The sequence below is a fragment of the Catenibacterium sp. CAG:290 genome, assembly GCF_000437715.1.
GTDB classification, from domain to species: Bacteria; Bacillota_I; Bacilli_A; order Erysipelotrichales; family Coprobacillaceae; genus Catenibacterium; species Catenibacterium mitsuoka_A.
The window spans coordinates 58691-80405 of the sequence record NZ_FR898842.1 but is presented as its reverse complement, the minus strand read 5'-3'; the positions used below and the strand labels follow the sequence as shown (position 1 = coordinate 80405).

Annotated in this window: 23 protein-coding genes; 9 read left to right on the top strand and 14 right to left on the bottom strand. The window is 34.0% G+C overall.

Annotated elements, in window-relative coordinates; all coding sequences use genetic code 11:
• Positions 1-231 precede the first annotated feature (231 nt).
• The 5 genes from QVO42_RS07740 (at position 232) to QVO42_RS07720 (ending at position 5694) form a co-directional block, all read left to right on the top strand.
• A complete protein-coding gene (locus QVO42_RS07740; protein ID WP_022425552.1) occupies positions 232-1074 on the top strand; it encodes a MurR/RpiR family transcriptional regulator in 843 nt (280 codons plus the stop codon).
• A gap of 618 nt (positions 1075-1692) precedes the next feature.
• A complete protein-coding gene (locus QVO42_RS07735) occupies positions 1693-2280 on the top strand; it encodes a type IV toxin-antitoxin system AbiEi family antitoxin domain-containing protein (RefSeq protein WP_022425551.1) in 588 nt (195 codons plus the stop codon).
• Positions 2280-3173, top strand: a complete 894-nt coding sequence (locus QVO42_RS07730; protein WP_022425550.1) for a nucleotidyl transferase AbiEii/AbiGii toxin family protein — start codon at positions 2280-2282, stop codon at positions 3171-3173. The genes QVO42_RS07735 and QVO42_RS07730 overlap by 1 nt, the downstream gene beginning before the upstream one ends.
• Before the next feature lie 284 nt (positions 3174-3457).
• Positions 3458-4372: a 1-phosphofructokinase gene (pfkB, locus tag QVO42_RS07725; protein WP_022425549.1), complete on the top strand. Its 915-nt coding sequence runs from the start codon at positions 3458-3460 to the stop codon at positions 4370-4372.
• A gap of 5 nt (positions 4373-4377) precedes the next feature.
• Entirely contained in the window at positions 4378-5694 is a 1317-nt protein-coding gene (locus tag QVO42_RS07720) for a fructose PTS transporter subunit IIA (protein WP_022425548.1), read from the top strand.
• Between the two features lie 190 nt (positions 5695-5884).
• Here QVO42_RS07720 and QVO42_RS07715 read toward each other — a convergent pair whose 3' ends face one another.
• Positions 5885-6346 carry a GtrA family protein gene (locus QVO42_RS07715; RefSeq protein WP_022425547.1) on the bottom strand — a complete coding sequence of 154 codons (462 nt, stop codon included), beginning with the start codon at positions 6344-6346 and terminating at the stop codon, positions 5885-5887.
• Between the two features lie 227 nt (positions 6347-6573).
• Between QVO42_RS07715 and QVO42_RS07710 the strand changes: the two genes are divergently transcribed.
• The 3 genes from QVO42_RS07710 to QVO42_RS07700 are packed head-to-tail and all read left to right on the top strand — an operon-like array spanning position 6574 to position 10089.
• Positions 6574-9180, top strand: a complete 2607-nt coding sequence (locus QVO42_RS07710) for a YfhO family protein (RefSeq protein ID WP_022425546.1) — start codon at positions 6574-6576, stop codon at positions 9178-9180.
• A gap of 1 nt (position 9181) precedes the next feature.
• A complete protein-coding gene (locus QVO42_RS07705) occupies positions 9182-9610 on the top strand; it encodes a glycosyltransferase family 2 protein (protein ID WP_022425545.1) in 429 nt (142 codons plus the stop codon).
• Between the two features lie 11 nt (positions 9611-9621).
• On the top strand, positions 9622-10089 hold the full coding sequence (locus tag QVO42_RS07700; protein ID WP_022425544.1) for a glycosyltransferase involved in cell wall biogenesis: 468 nt from the start codon (positions 9622-9624) through the stop codon (positions 10087-10089).
• 59 nt (positions 10090-10148) lie between these two features.
• Here QVO42_RS07700 and QVO42_RS07695 read toward each other — a convergent pair whose 3' ends face one another.
• Positions 10149-11834 carry a glycoside hydrolase family 25 protein gene (locus tag QVO42_RS07695; RefSeq protein ID WP_022425543.1) on the bottom strand — a complete coding sequence of 562 codons (1686 nt, stop codon included), beginning with the start codon at positions 11832-11834 and terminating at the stop codon, positions 10149-10151.
• A gap of 365 nt (positions 11835-12199) precedes the next feature.
• Here QVO42_RS07695 and QVO42_RS07690 point away from each other — a divergent pair, with 365 nt between their 5' ends.
• Positions 12200-12691, top strand: coding sequence for a VanZ family protein (locus tag QVO42_RS07690; protein ID WP_022425542.1), 492 nt, complete (start codon positions 12200-12202; stop codon positions 12689-12691).
• On the opposite strand, the gene QVO42_RS07685 is transcribed toward QVO42_RS07690, so the two are convergent.
• From QVO42_RS07685 to glyA, 12 genes are read right to left on the bottom strand one after another with little or no spacing between them, the layout of a single operon-like run.
• Entirely contained in the window at positions 12688-13239 is a 552-nt protein-coding gene (locus tag QVO42_RS07685) for a M15 family metallopeptidase (RefSeq protein WP_022425541.1), read from the bottom strand. The genes QVO42_RS07690 and QVO42_RS07685 overlap by 4 nt on opposite strands.
• A gap of 39 nt (positions 13240-13278) precedes the next feature.
• Positions 13279-13683: an ATP synthase F1 subunit epsilon gene (gene atpC, locus QVO42_RS07680; RefSeq protein WP_022425540.1), complete on the bottom strand. Its 405-nt coding sequence runs from the start codon at positions 13681-13683 to the stop codon at positions 13279-13281.
• Complete coding sequence (atpD, locus tag QVO42_RS07675) at positions 13676-15076, bottom strand: F0F1 ATP synthase subunit beta (protein ID WP_022425539.1); 1401 nt, start codon at positions 15074-15076, stop codon at positions 13676-13678. Before atpD ends, atpC begins: the two co-directional genes overlap by 8 nt.
• 14 nt (positions 15077-15090) lie before the next feature.
• A complete protein-coding gene (atpG, locus tag QVO42_RS07670; protein WP_022425538.1) occupies positions 15091-15945 on the bottom strand; it encodes an ATP synthase F1 subunit gamma in 855 nt (284 codons plus the stop codon).
• A 2-nt stretch (positions 15946-15947) separates the two neighbouring features.
• Positions 15948-17474, bottom strand: coding sequence for a F0F1 ATP synthase subunit alpha (gene atpA, locus QVO42_RS07665; RefSeq protein ID WP_022425537.1), 1527 nt, complete (start codon positions 17472-17474; stop codon positions 15948-15950).
• A 9-nt stretch (positions 17475-17483) separates the two neighbouring features.
• Positions 17484-18020 carry a F0F1 ATP synthase subunit delta gene (locus QVO42_RS07660; protein ID WP_006506962.1) on the bottom strand — a complete coding sequence of 179 codons (537 nt, stop codon included), beginning with the start codon at positions 18018-18020 and terminating at the stop codon, positions 17484-17486.
• Positions 18020-18520: a F0F1 ATP synthase subunit B gene (gene atpF / locus QVO42_RS07655; RefSeq protein WP_006506961.1), complete on the bottom strand. Its 501-nt coding sequence runs from the start codon at positions 18518-18520 to the stop codon at positions 18020-18022. Before atpF ends, QVO42_RS07660 begins: the two co-directional genes overlap by 1 nt.
• Positions 18521-18545: 25 nt before the next feature.
• A complete protein-coding gene (gene atpE / locus QVO42_RS07650) occupies positions 18546-18773 on the bottom strand; it encodes an ATP synthase F0 subunit C (RefSeq protein ID WP_006506960.1) in 228 nt (75 codons plus the stop codon).
• 31 nt (positions 18774-18804) lie between these two features.
• Positions 18805-19470, bottom strand: coding sequence for a F0F1 ATP synthase subunit A (locus tag QVO42_RS07645; RefSeq protein ID WP_022425536.1), 666 nt, complete (start codon positions 19468-19470; stop codon positions 18805-18807).
• Positions 19470-19844 carry a hypothetical protein gene (locus QVO42_RS07640; protein WP_022425535.1) on the bottom strand — a complete coding sequence of 125 codons (375 nt, stop codon included), beginning with the start codon at positions 19842-19844 and terminating at the stop codon, positions 19470-19472. The genes QVO42_RS07645 and QVO42_RS07640 overlap by 1 nt, the downstream gene beginning before the upstream one ends.
• Positions 19844-20464, bottom strand: a complete 621-nt coding sequence (gene upp, locus QVO42_RS07635) for a uracil phosphoribosyltransferase (RefSeq protein WP_022425534.1) — start codon at positions 20462-20464, stop codon at positions 19844-19846. The genes QVO42_RS07640 and upp overlap by 1 nt, the downstream gene beginning before the upstream one ends.
• An 11-nt stretch (positions 20465-20475) precedes the next feature.
• Positions 20476-21711, bottom strand: coding sequence for a serine hydroxymethyltransferase (glyA, locus tag QVO42_RS07630; RefSeq protein ID WP_022425533.1), 1236 nt, complete (start codon positions 21709-21711; stop codon positions 20476-20478).
• Positions 21712-21715: the final 4 nt, after the last annotated feature.

Genomic DNA, 21715 nt, shown 5'->3' with positions numbered 1-21715 from the left:
ACGAGGTAGTTATTTTTTTGCGTTCTTATCAATGATAATAAGAAGCAATCTGATCACAATACTGATATGAGTAATGTTAAAAAAGATAACAGATACAAATTATTACTAGGATGCATCTTAAATGAGTGGGATATATCTATGACCCTCTCATTTTCTCTATCTGTTTGTGTAAAGAATTTTTTTGTGTTAACATGATGATGTAAGGAATTTCATTGTAGAAGGAGAATAAGAATGAGTAGTGTATTAGATAATATTACGGTGTTATATGATCAGTTATTTGACGCTGAAAAGAAGATTGCGAAGTATATATTAAATAATCCAAAAGAAGTAGTAGATATGACTGTATCTGAACTCGCAGAAACAAGTGATGTCTCTATTGCATCTGTATCTAGATTTTGTCGTAAGGTAGGTTTAAAGGGGTTTGCCCATTTAAAGGTCTCTTTAGCACAGGAACTTGTAGATACACATAAAGGTGGGGAAATATCTAATGAAATATCATTAGAGAATATACCACAATCATTGCAGAATATACTTGCAAATAAAATTACTGAACTTAAACAGACAGTCAATTCGATTAATACAGATGAATTTAAAGAGGTTCTAGAGGGTATTAAAGATGCTTCTAGGGTACAGATAGTAGCAGTAGGAAATACGATTCCTGTGGCTATTGATGCAGCTTTTAAGTTCAATGAATTAGGTATTCCTACAACTGCAGGTACTATATGGGAAACACAGTTATCTTATTCCTTTACTTTAGGTAAAGGAGATGTACTGATTGCAATTAGTAACTCAGGTGAATCAGATAAAGTATTAGAAGCAGTTAAGATAGCCAATAAGAATGGGGCTATGACTTTAGGTATTACTAATAATGCATATTCTGCCATAGGAGAAGAAGTACAATATCATATTACGACTGCAACAAGAGAAAAACTTTTTCTTGATGAGTTCTGTTTTTCTAGAGTTTCTGCAATGACTGTTATAGAGATTATATTCTTATTCTTAACAGTGATGGTAGAGAATGCACATAAGTCTATGATCCAATGTGAAGAGATGTTTGCGGTAGATAAGAGATAATACATACAGATAGCATAATAATTGTTATCTGTTTTTTTTTTTTTTTTTATTATTTTAATTAAAGATTGCAGAGAAATTCCCCCCCCTCTAAAGGAGATTCGATTACTGAAAATAGATTTGATTAAGAATTTGTCGAATAAGTTGGGTATAGATAATATATAGAGAATTTTTTTAAATCAAAAGAAGGAGGAACGAGAAAAAGTTTTTTACAGTAAAATAGCAGCTTAAACGTATATTTAAATAAGACCATCAGCTATCAAAGATAAATGCTAGGTTCTTTTGAATTGAACAGCTTCAAAGAAGTCTTAATAAACAAATACACTAGTATGATATTTTAGTAGGAATAATCTTGCAGCAACTCTGTCAAGTAAAAGTAAGAAGTATATTTTGAATGGATAAGGACTAACAAAAATAGGTGGATACTTAAATGTCAGACTATCTTATATAGATGCATAAGCAACTTGGAAGTCCAGACTTCAAATATGAAGTACGAAGCATTAGGCCAAAGTATACTCTGTAGTGATTGACGCAGAAGATATTAATGTTTATAATTTTAATGTAATTCGGCACAATGATAAAAATGCCGAAAATAAATAAAAATAGGAGGTGATAATTATTATGATAAACAATAATATAATACCTAACAATCAAATGATTATTTCGGTTGAAGAACTAAAAGAAATGGGTTTTAGTTTGTATAAAATAAATCGACTTGTAGAGAAGGGACTACTTAGAAAACTAAATAAGAAATTCTATGAGAATATGACCTTTAAAGGCGAGGAGTTAGAGTTTTATTATATATATGGATATGTACCTCAAGGAGTTATATGTTTAATGAGTGCAGCGGTTTATTACGATCTTACGAATTATATGCCAGATGTAGTTGATGTAGCTATACAAAGAAAATCAAGGGTTTCTACTCTTCCTGATTGGCCTGAAATTGATATTCACTATTATACAAATGAACGATATAGCTTAGGAATAGAGACTATTGCAGATGGAAAAAATCTATTTCATATTTATAATGTTGAAAAAACAGTTGTGGATATAATCTTCTATCGTGATAAGGTAGGAATAGAAGAAGCAAAAGAAGTATTAGTGAATTATTTGAGAAGAAGGGATAGAAACCTCAATCAGTTGATACGTTATGCTGACAAGTGTAAGTGTGGAGATATCATGAGAAAATATCTGGAGGTGCTTGTATAATGAATCCTGAATCTGTAAAAGCACGGTTAAAAAATATGTCTGTGAAAGAAGGTGGATCTATGCAAGATAATCTATTTGCATACGCTTTAGAACGTTCGATTTATAGATTATCGATTTCTGAATATGCAGATAGATTCACTCTTAAAGGTGGAGTTTTTCTATATGCTCTATTCAATAAGCAATTTACTAGAGTGACAAAAGACATTGATTTACTTGCAGATAAAATTCCTAATGATACAGAGAGAATGAGAGATGTGTTTCGCGAGATTTTTTCAATAGAGTATGATGATGCAATACGGTTTGATTTAAATTCATTGAATATTCGTAGTATTACAGAATTTAAAGAATACCATGGAGTAAATATATCCATACATGCATATTTAGGCAGAACGAGAATACCTGTATCAATAGATATTGGATTTGGTGATGTTGTTTATCCAGATAGAGTAGAAATGGATTTTCCTATGATTCTCGATATGGATTCTCCAAAAATATATGCATATTCAATATGCTCTGTAATCGCTGAAAAATTTGAAGCGATTGTATCATTGGGATTAATTAATGGAAGATATAAGGATTTCTATGACATATATATTTTAGTAATACAATTTGATTTGGTAGGATTAGATTTACAGAAGGCAATTCAAGAGACTTTTTCTCATAGAGGGACTACATTCAATGATATTGTTGCTTTTGAGGAAGATTTCGTGGAAGATAATATGAGAAATGACAAATGGAATAACTTTATGAAAAAGAAAAAAGTCATGGGCAACATAAACTTTAAAGATACAATTGAAATTATTAAATCTGTTTTGCTGCCGATAGTAAATGCTATTCAGCTAGATCAAGAATTTGACAAATTATGGTCATGTAAAGAAAAAAACTGGATATGATAATAATATGAATGTGTTAGTATGTTACTGCATAAGTAGAGAAGACTTACATAAGTCTATGATCCAGTGTGAAGAGATGTTTGCGGTAGATAAGAGATAATATATTAGTATAGTGACCGATAACAGAAAAAGTATGACAAAGATGTTTTTACATCTAGTTGTCATACTTTTTAGTATTAATCAAAGTAAATTATTTACATGAAATCTATTGACAAAGAAAGCATTTACATCATATAATAGCGCTGTAATAAAAAGATTTTTATGAAAAAAAGGAGACCATGTAAATGATTTACACAATTACTTTTAATCCTGCATTAGATTATGTTATTACAGTTGATCATTTCCAACAGGGATTAGTCAACAGAGTATGTGAAGAACATATGTTCTGTGGAGGTAAGGGCATTAATGTTTCCGCAATTCTTAAAGAATTAGGTTATGAATCTGAGGCTTTAGGTTTTGTAGCTGGTTTTACAGGTGATGAAATTGTACGTCGTGCTAAGAGTGAGTATGATATCAAGACTGATTTCATCAAGGTAGAAAAAGGTATGTCACGTATTAATGTAAAGATGCGTAGTGATGAAGAAACAGAAATCAATGGTATGGGACCTCAAATCACTGATGAAGATGTAGAAAAGTTATTCAAAAAGCTTGATACATTAAAAGAAGGTGATGTATTAGTTCTTTCTGGTTCTATTCCTAAATGCATTAGTCCTAGAATTTATGAAGAAATTCTAGAAAGATTACAGAACAAGGGTATCTTGTTTGTAGTAGATGCAACTGGACAACTATTAGTTAATGTATTAGCTTATCATCCATTCTTGATTAAGCCTAATAATCATGAAATTGAAGAAATTTTTGATGTTAAGTTAGAAACTGAAGAGGATCTAGTGATGTATGCAAATAAGCTACAGGAAATGGGTGCTCGTAATGTATTGATTTCACTAGCTGGTGATGGTTCTTTATTAGTAGATGAAAATGGCAATACACATCGTTTAGGTGTATGTAAGGGTACAGTAAAGAACTCCGTAGGTGCTGGTGATTCTATGGTAGCTGGTTTTGTGGCTGGTTATTTAAATAATGGAGATTATGATGAAGCTTTAGCACTTGGTACTGCATGTGGTGGAGCAACAGCATTCTCATATTCACTTGCGAAAAGAGACTTCATTGATGAATGTCTCGCACAATTAAAGGGAGAATAAACAATATGAAAATTACTGAATTATTGGACTTAAAGGGCATTGAACTCAATGTCTCAGTGAGTTCAAAAGATGAAGCAATCAACAAGCTTATTGATTTAATGTATGCAACTGGTAAGATCTCAGACAAGGATGCATACAAAGAAGGTATTTTAGCCCGTGAAGCATTGACTTCTACTGGTATTGGTGAAGGAATTGCGATTCCTCATGCTCAGGTTGGGGCAGTTAAAGCACCGGGGTTAGCAGCTATGACTGTGCCTGATGGTGTTGATTATGAATCATTAGATGGTCAGCCTGCTCACTTATTCTTCATGATTGCAGCTCCAGCTGATGGAGGAAGCACTCATTTACAGGCTCTAGCAAAGTTATCCGCATTATTAATGGATGAAGGATTCCGTAAAGACTTATTAAATGCGAAAACACCAGAAGAATTCTTAAGCATGATCGATAAGAAGGAAGCAGAAAAAGATGCTGAAGAAGCAAAAGAAGCAGAAGCTCCAGTCACTACTGGATATAAAGTATTAGCTGTTACTGCCTGCCCTACAGGTATTGCGCATACTTTCATGGCTGCAGAAAACTTAACTAAAGCAGGTGAAAAGCTTGGTTATCCATTAAAGGCAGAAACAAACGGTTCTGAAGGGATCGGAAATGCCTTAACTGCAGATGAAATCAAAACATGTGATGGTATTATCGTTGCAGCAGATAAGAACGTAGAAATGGCTCGTTTTGATGGTAAGCCAGTATTAATCGTTCCAGTCACTGAAGGAATCCGTCATCCTGAAGAATTAATTAATAAGATTAAAAATGGTGAAGCACCTATCTATCATGCAAGTGCTGATGCAAAAGAAGCTGTATCAAATGAAAGTGCTGGTAGAAGCTTCTATAAGCACTTAATGAATGGTGTAAGTCATATGTTACCATTCGTTGTTGCTGGTGGGATCATGATTGCCATCTCATTCTTAGTAGATGATAAGAGTGCAGGGGCTAAGTTTGGTTCTTCTACACCTCTTGCTGCTTGGTTTAATAACATGGGTAACGTATCATTTGGTATGATGTTACCAATCCTTTCTGGATTTATCGCTATGTCTATTGCGGACCGTCCTGGTTTAGCTGTAGGTTTTGCAGGTGGTTTACTTGCTAAATCTGGTGCAACATTCTTAGATCCTAGTGCTGCAAAAGTAGCTGCAACACCTGGCTTCTTAGGTGCATTACTATATGGTTTTGTAGCTGGTTATATTATTCTATTACTAAAGAAGGTATTCAAAGGCTTACCAAAATCATTAGATGGTGTTAAACCTATACCTTTCGTGCCATTTTTTTATTAAACAGAAACAATAAGATATTTATTTATATTCGCGGACAATTATACCATTTTCCGCTTTTATTTTGAAGTTCTTTTGTTACTAAAAGTATATGATTTGAGGTCTTTCTATGCCCTTGATGATAAAACTTAATAGAAATATTATGAAAGTTGATTTATGTCTTGACAACGGTCATTTCATAACAGTCTTCATATTATTTCCCCTTAAATACAAATAACTTACTAATTAAGTAGTTCCCAATAAGTACAAGAATCTGTGCAGCCACCTTAACGCCAATACTATTCATACTCAATAAATTAATACCAACATATAAGATAGCTTCTTCCATTAATAGAGTCGCAACACGACCGCCAAAGAAAGAAACCATTTCCTGGATAATCCCCTTCATACCTTCCGCATTACTATCAAATACCCAGATACGATTAGTCACATAGGCAAATAATACTGCAAGTATCCAAGAAAAGATATTTGCAATCATTGGATTCATATGCATACTGACATCAAAAAAGGCATAAGAGCCAATACTAATAATTGTAGTTAAACCGCCAAAGAATAAATACAATAATACTTCTTTATATTTTTTATAAAACGGATTAAAGATACTAAGAATCTTCCACTCCATAATTCTATCAAAAATGTCTTTATCTTTATTCATTAAATATTCCCTCACTCCACAATTTCTGTAACTAACTAATTTTTTAGTCACATTCGTCTTTATTATATTCTATTTACTCAGTCACATCAAACAAAACAAAAGATTTCATAAAAATTCTGTACTAAAACATTAATATTTATTAAACCACATACTCATACAGTATCATTTATATAATCAAATAACGTTTTATGCTATAATTATTGTGTTTGAATTCAAGGGAGGTTCTTATGAATAAAAAAGAAAAAAGTAAGATTATATTCATATCCGGACTTATTACTTTACTCATTATTTTATGTATTTATGCATTAAGTGGATTTGCACCATTTGGCACTAAAACATTAGCTGTAATGGATGCAAATATTCAATATATTGATTTCTTCTCTTATCTAAAAGATGTTATTGCAGGAAAGAATTCAATAACTTATAGTTTTGGGAAAACATTGGGTGGATCAAATGTAGCTGTACTTAGCTATTATTTATCTTCACCATTTAATTTATTATTATTGTTTTTCTCTAATGCGAATCTCTATACATTCTTTAATATTGTTGTCGCATTAAAGCTTACATTAGCATCCATCGCCTTTGCGTACTTTGTCACAAATAGATTTGAAACATCTTATAAAGACAATAGTATTCTCTTTATTCTACTTTCCTGCGGTTATGGTTTATGTCAATATAGCTTCTTCCAAGCAAGTAATATCATGTGGTTAGATGGCATGTACATGTTACCTTTCATGTTATTACAGGTTTATTATATTGTGCAGGGAAAAAAGAACTGGAATCTATCTATTGCGGTAGGTTTAGCTATTATCTTTAACTGGTATATGGCTGGAATCAGCTGTGTCTTTACTGGTATCTGGTTCTTATTAGAATGTTGTTTATATGCCGTAGAAAACAAAATGACATTCATTCAGTTTATTAAGACTGGTATTAGATATGTGATTGCGATGATTCTAGGAGTAATGGTAAGTGCAATCTTATTCTTACCTACTATTGGTGCTTTAACGAATGGTCCTAGAGGAAGTCTTTCATTTAAAGATTTATTAGACTTCTCTTTTGTAGGTAATATGTTAAGTGTTATTCCTAAGTATAGCTATGGAGCAGAAAGTATGTTAGGATATCCTGCTTTATTCTGTGGAGGACTTGCGATAGTACTTTCACTATCAGTATTCTTCAACAATAGAATCAAAGCAAAAGTAAAGGTAATACTTGGTGTATTCTTATTTGGAATACTTCTATGTCTTTATTGGCATCCTCTTTATTTAGTATTCTCTCTTTTTAAGTCTGTAACCAGCTATAACTATAGATATTCATTCCTTGTTGAATTCTTTATTCTATTCTTAGCAGCATATAATTGTATTTATTTAACAGATAAAAAAAACTTATATTCAATAGGAGTTGCTGCAATTCTATTCTCTTTATTAAATATTTATTTCACTCAACAATATACACCTCAAGAGAAAACAAACGCTTATTTAACTATTTCTATGCTCATAGTATTAACTATCTTATTGATCACAAGTCAGTTAATTACTAATCAAAAGCTAAAATATGTGTTCCTTGTTCTATTGCTTATTGCAAGTTCTGTTGATTTAGGAATAAATTCTAATTTACTTGCAAATTCTCTTTCTATGGATATCTTAAATTATAAATCATATAGAAAAAATCAAGAAAAAATCATCAATCAAATTGAAAGTAATGATGCCTCAAGTTATAGAATAACCCAAACTTCTAACAGAGCATCATATGAACGCAATCTTAATCACGATTATGATGTGAAAACAAAAAGCATGTTTGGTATGTATGATGGTAATTTGACTGCAAACTACAACGAGTCACTATCCTACGGATATAAATCAACAAGTGGATATACTTCTTCACCAGATGGTACACAGTTAGAGTTCTTAAATAAGTGTGGTTATCCTACATATGCAGATTGTTTAACTGTCACAAATACATCTATGTTAGGTATTGATTCATTACTTAGTGTAAAATATGTATTAACTTCTGAAAACTACACTGGTCTAGTAAAGAAAAACAATACTAAACTCAATGGTAAGTATACATATACAAATCCATATTATATGCCTCTCGCATTTACATGTAGTAACTTTGATGCAATCAAGAATGAAAAAGGCTATTTAAACCCATTTGATTATCAGAACTTATTATTTAAACAGTTATTCAATACTTCAAAAGATATCTATAAACCGGTTAAATATTCAGTAATGAAGAAGGATGATTCAAATACAGAAATTAAATTGAATACTTCTAACTATAAGAACATGGTTTATTATGGTTTTATCCCTTGGAATTCAGATTCTGAATCTTATGTTTATAACGGTAAAAATATGATTACAAAGTATGCATGCTGGTTATCACCAACTGTATTCCATATTGAAACAGATAACTCAAATACAAAGTTAAGAGTTGAATCTGCAGACTCTAATTTCAATTATGATAATGCCTATTTCTATGCATTAGATTTAAATGTATTAGATGAGTATGCTAAAACAGCACGTAAGAATGAAGTTAATATCTCAATAAAAAATGGTGCTATTGATACAACAGTTAAAGCAGAAGATAAAGATAGTTATCTCTATTTATCTGTACCTGTAGATGATTGTTGGGATGTATTAGTGAACAATCAAAAGGCAGAAGTGAAGTCATTTGGAAACTGCTTATATGCCATCAAGCTTCATTCTGGTACTAATAAAATTACTATGAGATATCATACAAAATACAAAACATTAGGTATCGGCTTAACAGCAGGCGCAATATTGTTTATAATCGTAAGTGCAATCTATAGAAAAAAACATAGAAAGGAAAACTAAAATGGAAGGTTTATTAAGTATTATAATACCATCTTATAATGAAGGACTATTAATTGATAATACTGCGAATGTTGTAGTAGATATCATGACAGAACATAAGATTCCTTATGAAATCTTATTTGTGGATGATGGTTCTAAAGATGATACTTGGAATAGAATCCAAGCAGCATCAAAGAAACATGAACATGTAAGAGGTGTTCATTTCTCTAGAAACTTCGGTAAAGAATCTGCAATTACTGCAGGTTTAACATATGCAAAAGGGGATTGTTGTGTTGTCATGGACTGTGATTTACAGCATCCACCAATCAAAATTGTAGAAATGTATAAATTATGGCAGGAAGGATATGAAGTTGTAGAAGCTGTCAAAGAGGATAGAGGAGAAGAATCAGGTATCCATAGATTTATGGCTAATACTTTCTATCTAAGTTGACTAATATCGATATGATGAATGCATCAGACTTCAAGCTTCTTGATAGAAAAGTAATGTTAGTACTACTTAATATGAAGGAAAAGAATTCTTTCTTTAGAGCTTTATCTTCATGGGTAGGATTTAAGACAACACAGATTCCATTTAGAGTTGCTGAAAGAGAAGCAGGGGAATCAAAGTGGTCTACTAAATCATTAATTAAGTATGCAATACTTAATATTACTTCTTTCTCTTCTGCACCTATGCAGATTGTCACTATTTGTGGTTTCATCATGTTACTTATCTCTGTAATATTTGGTATTAACTCAATTGTACAGTATGTAAATGGTACAGCTTTAGGAGGTTTTACTACAGTTATTCTACTTCAGTTATTCTCTAGTAGTATTATCATGATCTGTCTTGGTATTATTGGTTACTATATTGCACAGATTTATGATGAAATCAAAGGAAGACCTAAGTTCATCGTTTCAGAAGAATGTTAGAATGGATGTGATTAATCACATCCTTTTTTAATGCATAAAAATAGGGACATACACTGTCCCTAACAAACAATACCATTACGTATTGTGTAATTTATTCCATTGTAATTGTAAGTCCCATTATATGACCAATTTAATTGACCATTTTCTACATAGTACCAAGAACCTGATCCATTAACCTGTGATAAAGTAGTCTTATGCCAGTCAATCTGTCCATGATCCACATAATACCAGGTACCATTATAAAGAACTAAATTCGAATAATCCCAATGAATCATACCATGATAAACATAAAACCAGGCATTGTTGTAGTAGATTAGGTTACTGTAATCCCAGTTGATATGTCCATGATCGATATAGAACCAGTTATTATTGTAGTAAATAAGCCCTGAATGATTCCAGTCTAGCTTTCCTTTAGAAACATAATACCATCCACCAGCATGATAAACTAAACCTGTATAGTTCCAATCGATCTGACCATTCTTTACATAATACCAGGTATCATTATAAAGAACTAAGTCTGTAAAATTCCAATTAATATAACCATGATCAATATAGAACCAGGCATTATTGTAGTAGATTGGATTACTGTAATTCCAGTTAATACGTCCATGATCGATATAGAACCAGGTATTATTGTAGTAAATAAGGCCTGAATGATTCCAGTCTAACTTGCCACCTTTAACATAGAACCATTCATTGCCTTTCTGCACAAGACCTGTATAGCCCCAGTTTACACGTCCACCTACAATATAGTACCAGTCATTACCTGACTGACCTAAACCTGTATAATTCCAGTTTAAGCGTCCTCTTTCAACATAGAACCACTGATTATTGTATTCCACAATTCCTGAATAATCCCAGTTCAGCTTACCTTTTTCAATATAGAACCATTCATTGCCATGCTGAGCAAGACCAGTATAATTCCAGTTTACTTTACCATTCTCAATATAATGCCATTCGTTGCCATACTGAGCGAGTCCAGTATATTCAAATGGACTATAAGAATAGTTTAAATCTACTCTACCTGAAATGCCTGGTATACTTCCTGAAGATGAGCACTGCCACATATCATACTTGCCGTGATAATTACAGACAGTATTGTATTGTGCAACCCACTTAGTCCAGTTATTAAAACGACTATCAGTCAAATAATTAGTAAACCAGTTCTTATTCGCATAAATACCAACAGTATAACCCCTGGCAGATAGCTTATCACAGAATGTCTGTGCAATATCCGCAATCTGCTGCTTAGTGAGCCTGTCACGTATCTTATCTTCTTCTAAATCATAATAAACAGGATACTTGAACTTCTTACCTTCTAATAAGCGAATTGCATGATCTGCTTCACTAGATGCTTTCTCTACATTATCCGCATAAGAATATAGGTAAACACCATAAGGAATATTGTTGTCTGTACATCCCCTTACATTTTCTTCCCATTTCTTGTCATCCTGACTCTTAACATTTTTACCATAACCGCATCTGATAATCGCATACTTTACTTCTGACTGTTTGACTCTCTTCCAGTCAATAGTGCCATTATGATAGCTTACATCAATCCCCTTGCAAATAGCCTTTGGATCATCGGGCCATCCTGAATTCAAAGAAGCACGTGCAGCATAATTCGCGTAGCCTCTTTTCTTTGCACGCCCATTTGAATATCTAAAGCTATTTGCTATATCATTCCTTTCATTATAGTTAATATCTTCACCAAATGCTGGAAGAGTAGTACTACTTACAACCATCAGGAAAGATAAAACTGTAACGCATAATCTCTTAAATAGTTTTTTTATCAGTGTGTCCTCCTTCGCGTTAAATCATTTTAACATGTGTATTATGAATCATCAATTTGTATCAATAATTTCACATAATTCATTCTGATGTAAAAATAATAAAATCAATAAGCACAAAGTAAATGCGCTTTCATGCATTTAATAATATAACATCTAAATTATAGATTGTCAAACATTATCGTATGATTTGATATTCAAATAATTATGAAGTTTACAATTATACAGTGTATGTAAGCAAAAATACCTATACACTACACATTTGTTTTTTCTTTACAGATGTTGTATATTATAAACTCAAGAAAGAGGGGAGAAACATTATGACTAAAAAGAAGAAATTACGTATACTACTTACTCTATTAATCATAATCTGGATGGGGATTATATTCTGTTTTTCTAATCAAACAGGTCCTAAAAGTTCCTCTTCTTCCCAATCAGTCATCTATCTCATAGGACACATATCTAAGACATTAACTGGACACAATATAGTGAATACATTATCTACAGATGCTTTTAGCTTTATAGAATTCATTATTCGTAAATGTGCACATATGTTTGTATATTTCGTTTTAAGTATTCTTACAATGTTGCTGATGTTTACTTATGAAACTTATCCCTTACGCTTTAAATGCTTTATATCACTACTAGTGAGTTTCCTCTATGCATGTTCAGATGAACTTCATCAGTTCTTTGTAGGAGGACGTAGTGCAAGCTTTAGAGATGTTATGATAGATTCTACAGGAGCATGTATTGGGATATTACTTACACTTATTATTTATACTCTAATTAAAAAGGCACAGCGTCATTATTAGCTGTGTCTTTCGTTTGGCTTAAATTCTACATAGTCATAAGAATCTTCATCTGTATAATGCCACCATTCACCCTCATATCCTATAAAGCCATACTTCTCCATTGTTTCTTCTAGTAATAGAACATGTTTAAGAGGATCACCTGTTAACCATGAATAATCTCTACTTGCTTGACTCGTAAAATCATCAAACTCTGTAGGCATCTCTATTTCACTTCCATCACTCTTTACAAGAGTCACATCTACAACATTTCCAAAATTATGTGTCTTAGGACCATTTGTAGGATCAGCAACAAACTCATCATCATGGATCAGTTCCCAGAAATATTGTTGTGCAGTAAATGGTCTATAAGCATCCCAGATTTTTAAACTATAACCTATTTCTTTTAACTCTTCCTGAACCTTCTTGAGTTTAAGTGTAGTACCTCTTCTTAAATACGCTTCATCAAAATCATATACTTTAGTATGTGTAAAATTACGTTCTGTTGCATAACGTAGTTCCACATATATATCAGGTATATAATCTTTTACTCTCACATAATCACTTTTCATAACTTCTCCAAAAGAAAATCCAGGGAATAACCCTGGATCCTAGTAATTGTTTTTGACTTGAATACGTGTAATAGCCTTCTTTAATGCAATTTCAGCACGCTGTAAATCGACATCTGGATTCTTTGATCTTAATCTCTCTTCAGCTCTTGCCTTTGCTTCTTCAGCTCTGCGTAGGTCGATTTCTTCTGGTGATTCAATATCATTCACAATAAGTGTAACAGTATTATCACCATCTACATAAACAAATCCACCACCAACAGCGAATTCATATCTGTCTTTATCAATCCTATAATTCATTTCGGCGATTTCCACACCACTCGCCAATGGCATATGGTGAGCAAGTATACCCATCTGACCATCAGTTGTTCTAATGTTCAGAATATCTACGTCTACATCCCTGTAGGTACCTTTAGGAGTGACGATATGTAAATGAAATTTACTCACTTAAAGATTCAGCTTTCTTTACTGCTTCTTCAATAGTACCTACATTATGGAAAGCCTGCTCTGGTAAATCGTCATATTTGCCTTCTAGAATTTCTTTAAATCCTTTTACTGTATCTTCTACATGTACATACTTACCATCTAAACCAGTAAACTGTTCTGCAACAGTAAATGGCTGTGATAAGAAGTTTCTAATTCTTCTTGCACGTGCAACGATTAGTTTATCTTCTTCACTCAATTCATCCATACCAAGAATTGCGATAATATCCTGTAATTCCTGATATTTCTGTAACATCTGAGTTACTCCATGAGCCACTTCATAATGTTCTTTACCAACAACGTTTGGATCAAGACCTCTAGAAGAAGAGTTTAGTGGATCTACTGCAGGGTAAATACCTAATGCTGCAATACTACGATCAAGTACAACTCTTGCATCAAGGTGTGTGAATGTAGTTGCTGGAGCAGGGTCAGTCATATCATCGGCAGGTACATAAACAGCCTGTACAGATGTAATAGAACCCTGTTTAGTTGAAGTAATACGTTCCTGTAACTGACCCATTTCAGTTGCAAGAGTTGGCTGATAACCTGCCTGAGATGGAACACGTCCAAGTAGGGCAGATACTTCTGAACCAGCCTGAGTGAAACGGAAGATATTATCGATGAATAGTAAGACATCCTGTCCCTGTTCATCACGGAAATATTCCGCCATAGTAAGTGCTGATAATGCAACTCTAAGTCTTGATCCAGGTGGTTCATTCATCTGACCAAACACTAGTGTTGTCTTATCTAATACACCACTTTCTTTCATTTCATAATACAAATCATTACCTTCACGAGAACGTTCACCAACACCGGCGAATACTGATAAACCGTTATGTTCAGTTGCGATGTTGTTGATGAATTCCTGGATAAGAACTGTCTTACCTACACCGGCACCACCGAATAGCCCGATCTTACCACCCTTGATGAATGGACAGATCAAGTCAACGACTTTAATACCTGTTTCAAGAATTTCAGTTTCAGTTCTCTGATCAGCAAATGTAGGTGCTGATCTATGAATTGGCATATGTTTTTCTTCAGTCAATTCATCTTTACCATCAATAGAATGTCCTAATACGTTGAACATTCTACCAAGTGTTTTATTACCTACTGGAACACTAATAGGTGCATTAGTATCCACAGCATCCATACCTCTTGTTAGACCATCAGTAGGACCCATTGCGATACATCTTACAATATCATCACCAATATGCTGAGCAACTTCTACAGTTAACTCTTCACCATGGTTATCAATTGTGATGGCTGTATTTAGATCTGGAAGATCTTTATCCGCAGCGAACTGTACATCGACAACTGGACCCTGAGCCTTGATAATCTTACCAACATTCAAAGACATATGGCACCTCCTTCTTATTGTGCATTGGCACCAGCAACGATTTCACTTACTTCACTTGTAATCGCGCTCTGACGTGCCTGGTTGTATTTTAATAACAACTCATCTGTTAATTCATTAGCATTGTCTGTTGCATTCTTCATAGATGTTCTTCTAGACGCATTTTCTGCAGTCACTGATTCAATCAAGTAACCATAGATAACGGCCTGTAAATACATCGGAATTAAGCTTCCAAGTACTGATTCAGGACTTGGTTCAAACAATGTATCTTTATGGAATTTCTTATCAGAGACAAGATCTTCTGCCTTAAGTGGAAGAAGAGTCACATCTCTAGGTACGAAAGTTAAATCATTCACATATTCTGTATATACAATATGAATAGACTTAATTTCTTTTTTCTTATAGCCTTCTAGAAGTGAAGCAACTAATCTCACAACACTTCTAAAATCAAGGGTCGTATTAAGGTCTACATAAGTACCATCTACTTCACCTTTAAAATGTTTCTTAAACTGATTTAAGCCTTTATTACCAATCGCAATAATCTTCTTGGCATCATTGACTGATGCTTCAACCTGCTTAAAGATATTAGAGTTATATCCACCACATAAACCTAAAGTAGAGGTGATAACAATATAAACATCTTCACCCTTATTATTTAATACTAAATAAGGAGAATCAATATCATTTCCTGCAGAAGATAAGATCTGTGCACAAGTATCCTTTACCTGTGTATAATAAGGCTTCATGTCATTCAACTGATTTCTAGTCTTAGAAAGCTTAGAGCTAGCAACAAGTTCCATAGCTCTTGTGATTTTCTTAGTAGATTCAATTGATTTGATACGACGCTTGATGGCTTGCATCTGCCCAGCCATAATTAAGCCTCAGCTTTCTGTAAGTTTTCGAACTGAGTTGTATAAGCCTTAACAGCTTCCTTCAACTTAGCAGTTAATTCATCAGATAATACTTTCTTTTCTCTGATTTCATCAAGAAGATCACTATGTGCAACAGCAAACTTCTCTACTAAACCATCCATGTATTCCTGTACCTTTTCCACTTTAACATTCTTAACGAATCCATTTTCAAGTGCAAATAGAGTAATAATCTGATCAATAACATCTCTTGGTGCATACTGTGCCTGTTTTAATACTTCACGTACACGTTCACCATGTTCAATCGCATTCTTAGTTGCCGCATCTAAGTCAGAACCAAACTGTGCGAATGACTGCATTTCTTCATACTGTGCTAATTCATACTTTAAGTTTCTAGAAACCTGCTTCATAGCTTTGATCTGTGCTGTAGAACCTACACGTGATACAGATAAACCTGTATCAATGGCAGGTCTGAAACCAGCATTGAATAATTCCTGCTGTAAGAAGATCTGACCATCAGTAATAGAAATAACGTTAGTAGGGATATATGCTGAGATATCACCTGCCTGTGTTTCAATGATTGGAAGGGCAGTGATAGAACCTCCGCCATTTTCTTCATTTAAACGACAAGATCTTTCTAATAGTCTTGAATGTAAGTAGAATACATCACCTGGATAAGCTTCACGTCCTGGTGGTCTCTTTAATAATAGAGACACTGTACGATAAGCTACGGCATGCTTACTTAAATCATCATAAACGATTAATACATCCTTACCCTGGTCAAGCCATTCTTCAGCAATAGCACAACCTGCATAAGGAGCAATATACTGAACTGGAGCAAGTTCAGAAGCTGATGCAGAAACAACAACAGTATAATCCATTGCGCCTGCCTTCTTTAATTTTTCAACAACCTGTGCAACTGTAGAGTTCTTCTGACCAATTGCAACATAGATACAGTACATATCCTGACCTTTCTGGTTGATGATTGTATCAACAGCGATCGCTGTTTTACCAGTCTGTCTGTCACCGATGATTAACTCACGCTGACCTCTACCAACTGGAATAATTGCATCAATAGTAGTGATACCAGTCTGTACTGGCTGATCTACTGATTTTCTTGTCATAACACCAGGAGCCACTCTTTCGATTGGTCTAGTCTTTGTAGTGATAATTTCACCCTGACCATCAATAGGCTGTCCTAAAGGGTTAACGACACGACCAAGCATTGCATCACCTACAGGTACTTCAATGATCTTACCTGTACGTCTTACTTCGTCGCCTTCTTTAATTTCGTCCGCATTACCTAATAAAGTAACACCAACACTATCTTCATCTAGGTTCATGACCATACCATAAACATCACCTGGGAAAAGGATCAATTCACCTAGCATTGCATTGTCTAAACCATGAACAACACTGACACCGTCACCAACAGTCATAACTGTTCCGACGTCTTTCTGTTCCATGACATCATCATAATGCTTAATCTGCTCTTTGATTAAAGCACTGATTTCATCGGGTCTTAATGCCACTTGCGTCACCTACTTTCTCAACAGCTCAGTCTTGAGCTTGCTGACTTTGTTCTTTAATGAGCCATCATAGACACGGTTCTCAATCTGAACCTTAACACCACCAATAAGTGTCTTATCTTCAACAGTTCTTAAAGTAATTGTTTTGTTTTCTTTCTGAGAAATCGCTTCTTCAATTGTCTTAACCTGTTCATCGCTTAATGCGAAAGGTGTGAAGATAACGCCTTCCTCGATACCAAGATGCTTATTACTCATCTTAATAAAGCTTTTTGTAATAGGCGCAATGTATCTTGTTCTTCTTTTCTTTACAAGCAGTTTAAGAAAATTCAATACATAATGATTTACTGAAGTGCCAAAACCTTTATCAAGTAATGCACACTTTGCTTCATCATCTACAAGCACATGAGAGAAGAATTTTTCAAATTCTGGATTACTTTCTAAAACTGTATCAACTAGTTTCATGTCTGCTAGATAATCTTCTAGCGCATGATCTTCTAACGCTAACTGATATAAGCTTTCAGCATAACGTTCTGCAACATTTGCATCCATTAGTTAACAACCTGTTTTACGAAATCATCTACTAAAGCTTTATTGGCTTCAGTATTCATATTCTGATCCATGACTTTAGTAGCCACTTCAACAGCAACATCCACAATTTCTTTCTTCATTTCATCCTGTGCTGCAAGCTTTTCAGATTCAATTTCATGGCGAGCCTGTTCAATCTTTTCTTGAGCCTGCTTGTTAGCTTCATCCATGATTTTACTCTTAGCCTTTACGGCATCTTCCTTAGCCTGATCTATGATTTCTTTATACTGTTTTGCAGCTTCTTTAGCCTGTTTTTCACTTTCTAGAAGATATTCAGATGCTTTTTCATTCTTAGCCTTCGCATCATTGATATTACCTTCTATAAAATCAGCTCTCTTCTGGAAGAATTCTAATACATAATTCCATAAATATTTCTTGAACAGAAGAAGCATGATTGCAGTGGAACATAACTGAACAATCATAGTGGTAGGGTTTGGAAATAACTTTGCGGCTATATCTGGCATAGTTTTTTCCTCCTTAAACTATTTTTTATTTGAATACGAATAATAAGATGAAAGAAATAAGTAAACCATAGAGGGCTACTGTTTCTGTTAAGGCGATACCTAAGATCATAGTAGTACGGATCTTGCTTTCAGCCTCAGGATTTCTTCCAATTGCAGATACTGCATGAGCGGCAACTAAACCTTCACCAATACCTGTACCTAAACCTGCAAGTACTGCAATACCAGCAGCGATTGCAATTAAACCTCTTGTCATAATCAATTTCCTCCTATTGACATTTTTTCATTTATTCTTCATCTGGATTTTCATTAGAAATCAGAATTGAAGATAGTGTAACGAATACCAGTGCTTGTACACATCCAGAGAATACATCGAAATAACAATGTAATAATGGTGCTACCACTGGTCCTAAAAAGTTGAATGGAATCAACTTGTAACTTAAGAATGATGTTGCCTGATATACTAAGGCCATAATAAATGTACCACTCAATAAGTTACAGAAAATACGCATTGATATAGAAATCAATGGTGAAATCAAACCAAATAGGTTTGTTGGGGGAATCAAAGTTCCCTTAATATAACTGCCAACACCCTGATACTTAATCGCATTAATCTGAATTAATACCCATGTAATTAATGTTAAGGATAACGTGATTGAGTAGTTAGTAGTTGGCGCATCAAAACCTGTTAATCCAAATAAGTTAGATACCAACAGCCATGCAAATAACATAGAGAAATAAGGATAGTAGTTCTTCGCATATTTCTTAGGCATGATTGTGCCCATATAATCGTAAACCATCTTAATGGCGGTTTCAACAAGAAGAACCACACCTTTTGGTCTCTTAGTTGGATCTGCTTCTCTTATTTTTTTACCTGCATAAACAAAGAAAATAGAAAGTATCACAGTCACAATCAATGATGATATCAGTTCTGGCTGAATAGTGATTTTCATTATCTCATACGCCTCCTTTCTCCATATGCATGTATATAAATAGAAATCTTTACTACTAGATAGCCCAGAAATACAGTATACATATTTACTATTTCTGGAAAAAATCCAGCTATCGCAAAACCTACTGCAAATATAAACAATTTAGCCATAAATAACATAACCGCAATTGTCTTACCTGCAGTCTGGATAGAAAGTATTGTATCAGTCATCTTCATATTGATCTGTAGAATTAATAAATCAATAAGATAACCTAATACAAATCCTACGCAGTAGCTGATTGAATGAAGAATGATGGAAAGTATAACCGCAAGAATCAATCCTGCAAGAAATACTTTAACAGAAGTTCTTCTTACTTCATATTCATCAAATCCCATTAATTAGTACCAAACAAGCGGTCTCCCGCATCTCCTAAACCTGGTACAATATATCCCTTGTCATTTAGTTTTTCATCTAATGCAGCTAAAGTAAGCTTAACATCTGGATGATGTTCTTCAATGTATTTCACACCTTCAGGTGCACCTACAAGGCAGACAAGTTCAATATCCTTCGCACCACGATCTTTAATATTCTGGATAGCCATATCAGCTGAACCACCAGTAGCAAGCATAGGATCAAGAACAATAACCTTTGCGCTCTCTAATCCCTTAGGAAATTTAGCATAATATTCATGAGGAATCAATGTTTCTTCATCTCTATACATACCAATATGACCTACTTTCGCAGTTGGAATGATTCTTCTGAAGCCATCTACAAGACCCACACCTGCACGTAAGATAGGTACAAGAATAATATCTCTATCTAGTTCATAACCTGTTGTCTTACAAATAGGTGTTTCAATTTCCTTTTCTTTTAAAGGATAATCTTTTGTGACTTCATAAGCCATCAACATTGCGATTTCATCAAGGTTCTGCTTGAAAATATAGTTTGATGTCTTTTCTTCTCTCATAATTGAAAGTTTGTGTTTAATTAATGCATGATTGAGTACTTTAACCATCTTATGACCTCCTAGTATTTAATATCGTCATACATAGTCACTTTATCAGTTAACTTCTTTACTCTTGCAAGACATTCATTCTTTACTTCATCAGTTTCTTCATTCTTTAAACGATAAGCAATAATCTTTCCAACTTCTCTGAAGTCATCTTCCTTGAATCCTTTTGTGGTCATTGCTGGTGTACCAACACGGATTCCAGAAGCCTTGAAAGGTTTTTCTGTATCGAAAGGAATCGCATTCTTATTAGCTGTAATATTGATTTCATCAAGTAATCTCTGAGCTTTCTTACCTGTAATACCACAGCTGCTCTTTACATCAATAAGTAATAGGTGATTATCAGTACCACCAGTTACAAGACGGAATCCTTCTTCCTTTAAAGATTCTTCTAAAGCTTTTGCATTCTTAATGATTTGATGACTATATTCCTTGAATTCAGGCTGTAATGCTTCATAGAAGCAAGCTGCTTTAGCCGCAATAATATGCATAAGAGGTCCACCCTGCATACCAGGGAAAACAGCTCTATCAATATCTTTTGCATACTTTTCCTTACACATGATGACACCACCTCTAGGACCTCTTAAAGTCTTATGAGTTGTAGTAGTCACGATATCTGCATAAGGGAATGGAGATGGATGATCTCCTGCAGCAACTAAACCAGCGATATGTGCCATATCTACCATAAAGATAGCTCCAACACTATGTGCTACTTCAGCCATGAATTTGAAATCAATCGTTCTTGCATAAGCACTTGCCCCTGCAACAACTAACTTAGGTTTGATTTCTTCACATAATCTCTTATATTCATCATAATCAATTCTTTCTGTTTCCTTATCAACACCATAAGCATGGAATTCATAAGTCTTACCAGAGTAGTTTAATGGATGTCCATGAGTTAAATGCCCACCATCATTTAAAGACATACCTAGTACTTTATCACCTGGCTGTAATAAAGCAAAATAAACAGCTGTATTCGCTTGTGCACCAGAATGAGGCTGAACATTTGCATACTCACAGCCAAATAACTTCTTAAGTCTTTCCTGTGCCAATGTTTCTACTTCATCCACAAACTGACATCCACCATAATATCTCTTACCTGGATATCCTTCAGCATATTTATTTGTTAGAACTGAGCCCGCAAGCTCCATGATTTCTTTAGATACAAAGTTTTCGGAAGCAATTAATTCAATATTGTTTCTTTGTCTATTCAATTCTCGCTCAACACTCGCAAATACTTCTGTATCTCTCATAATA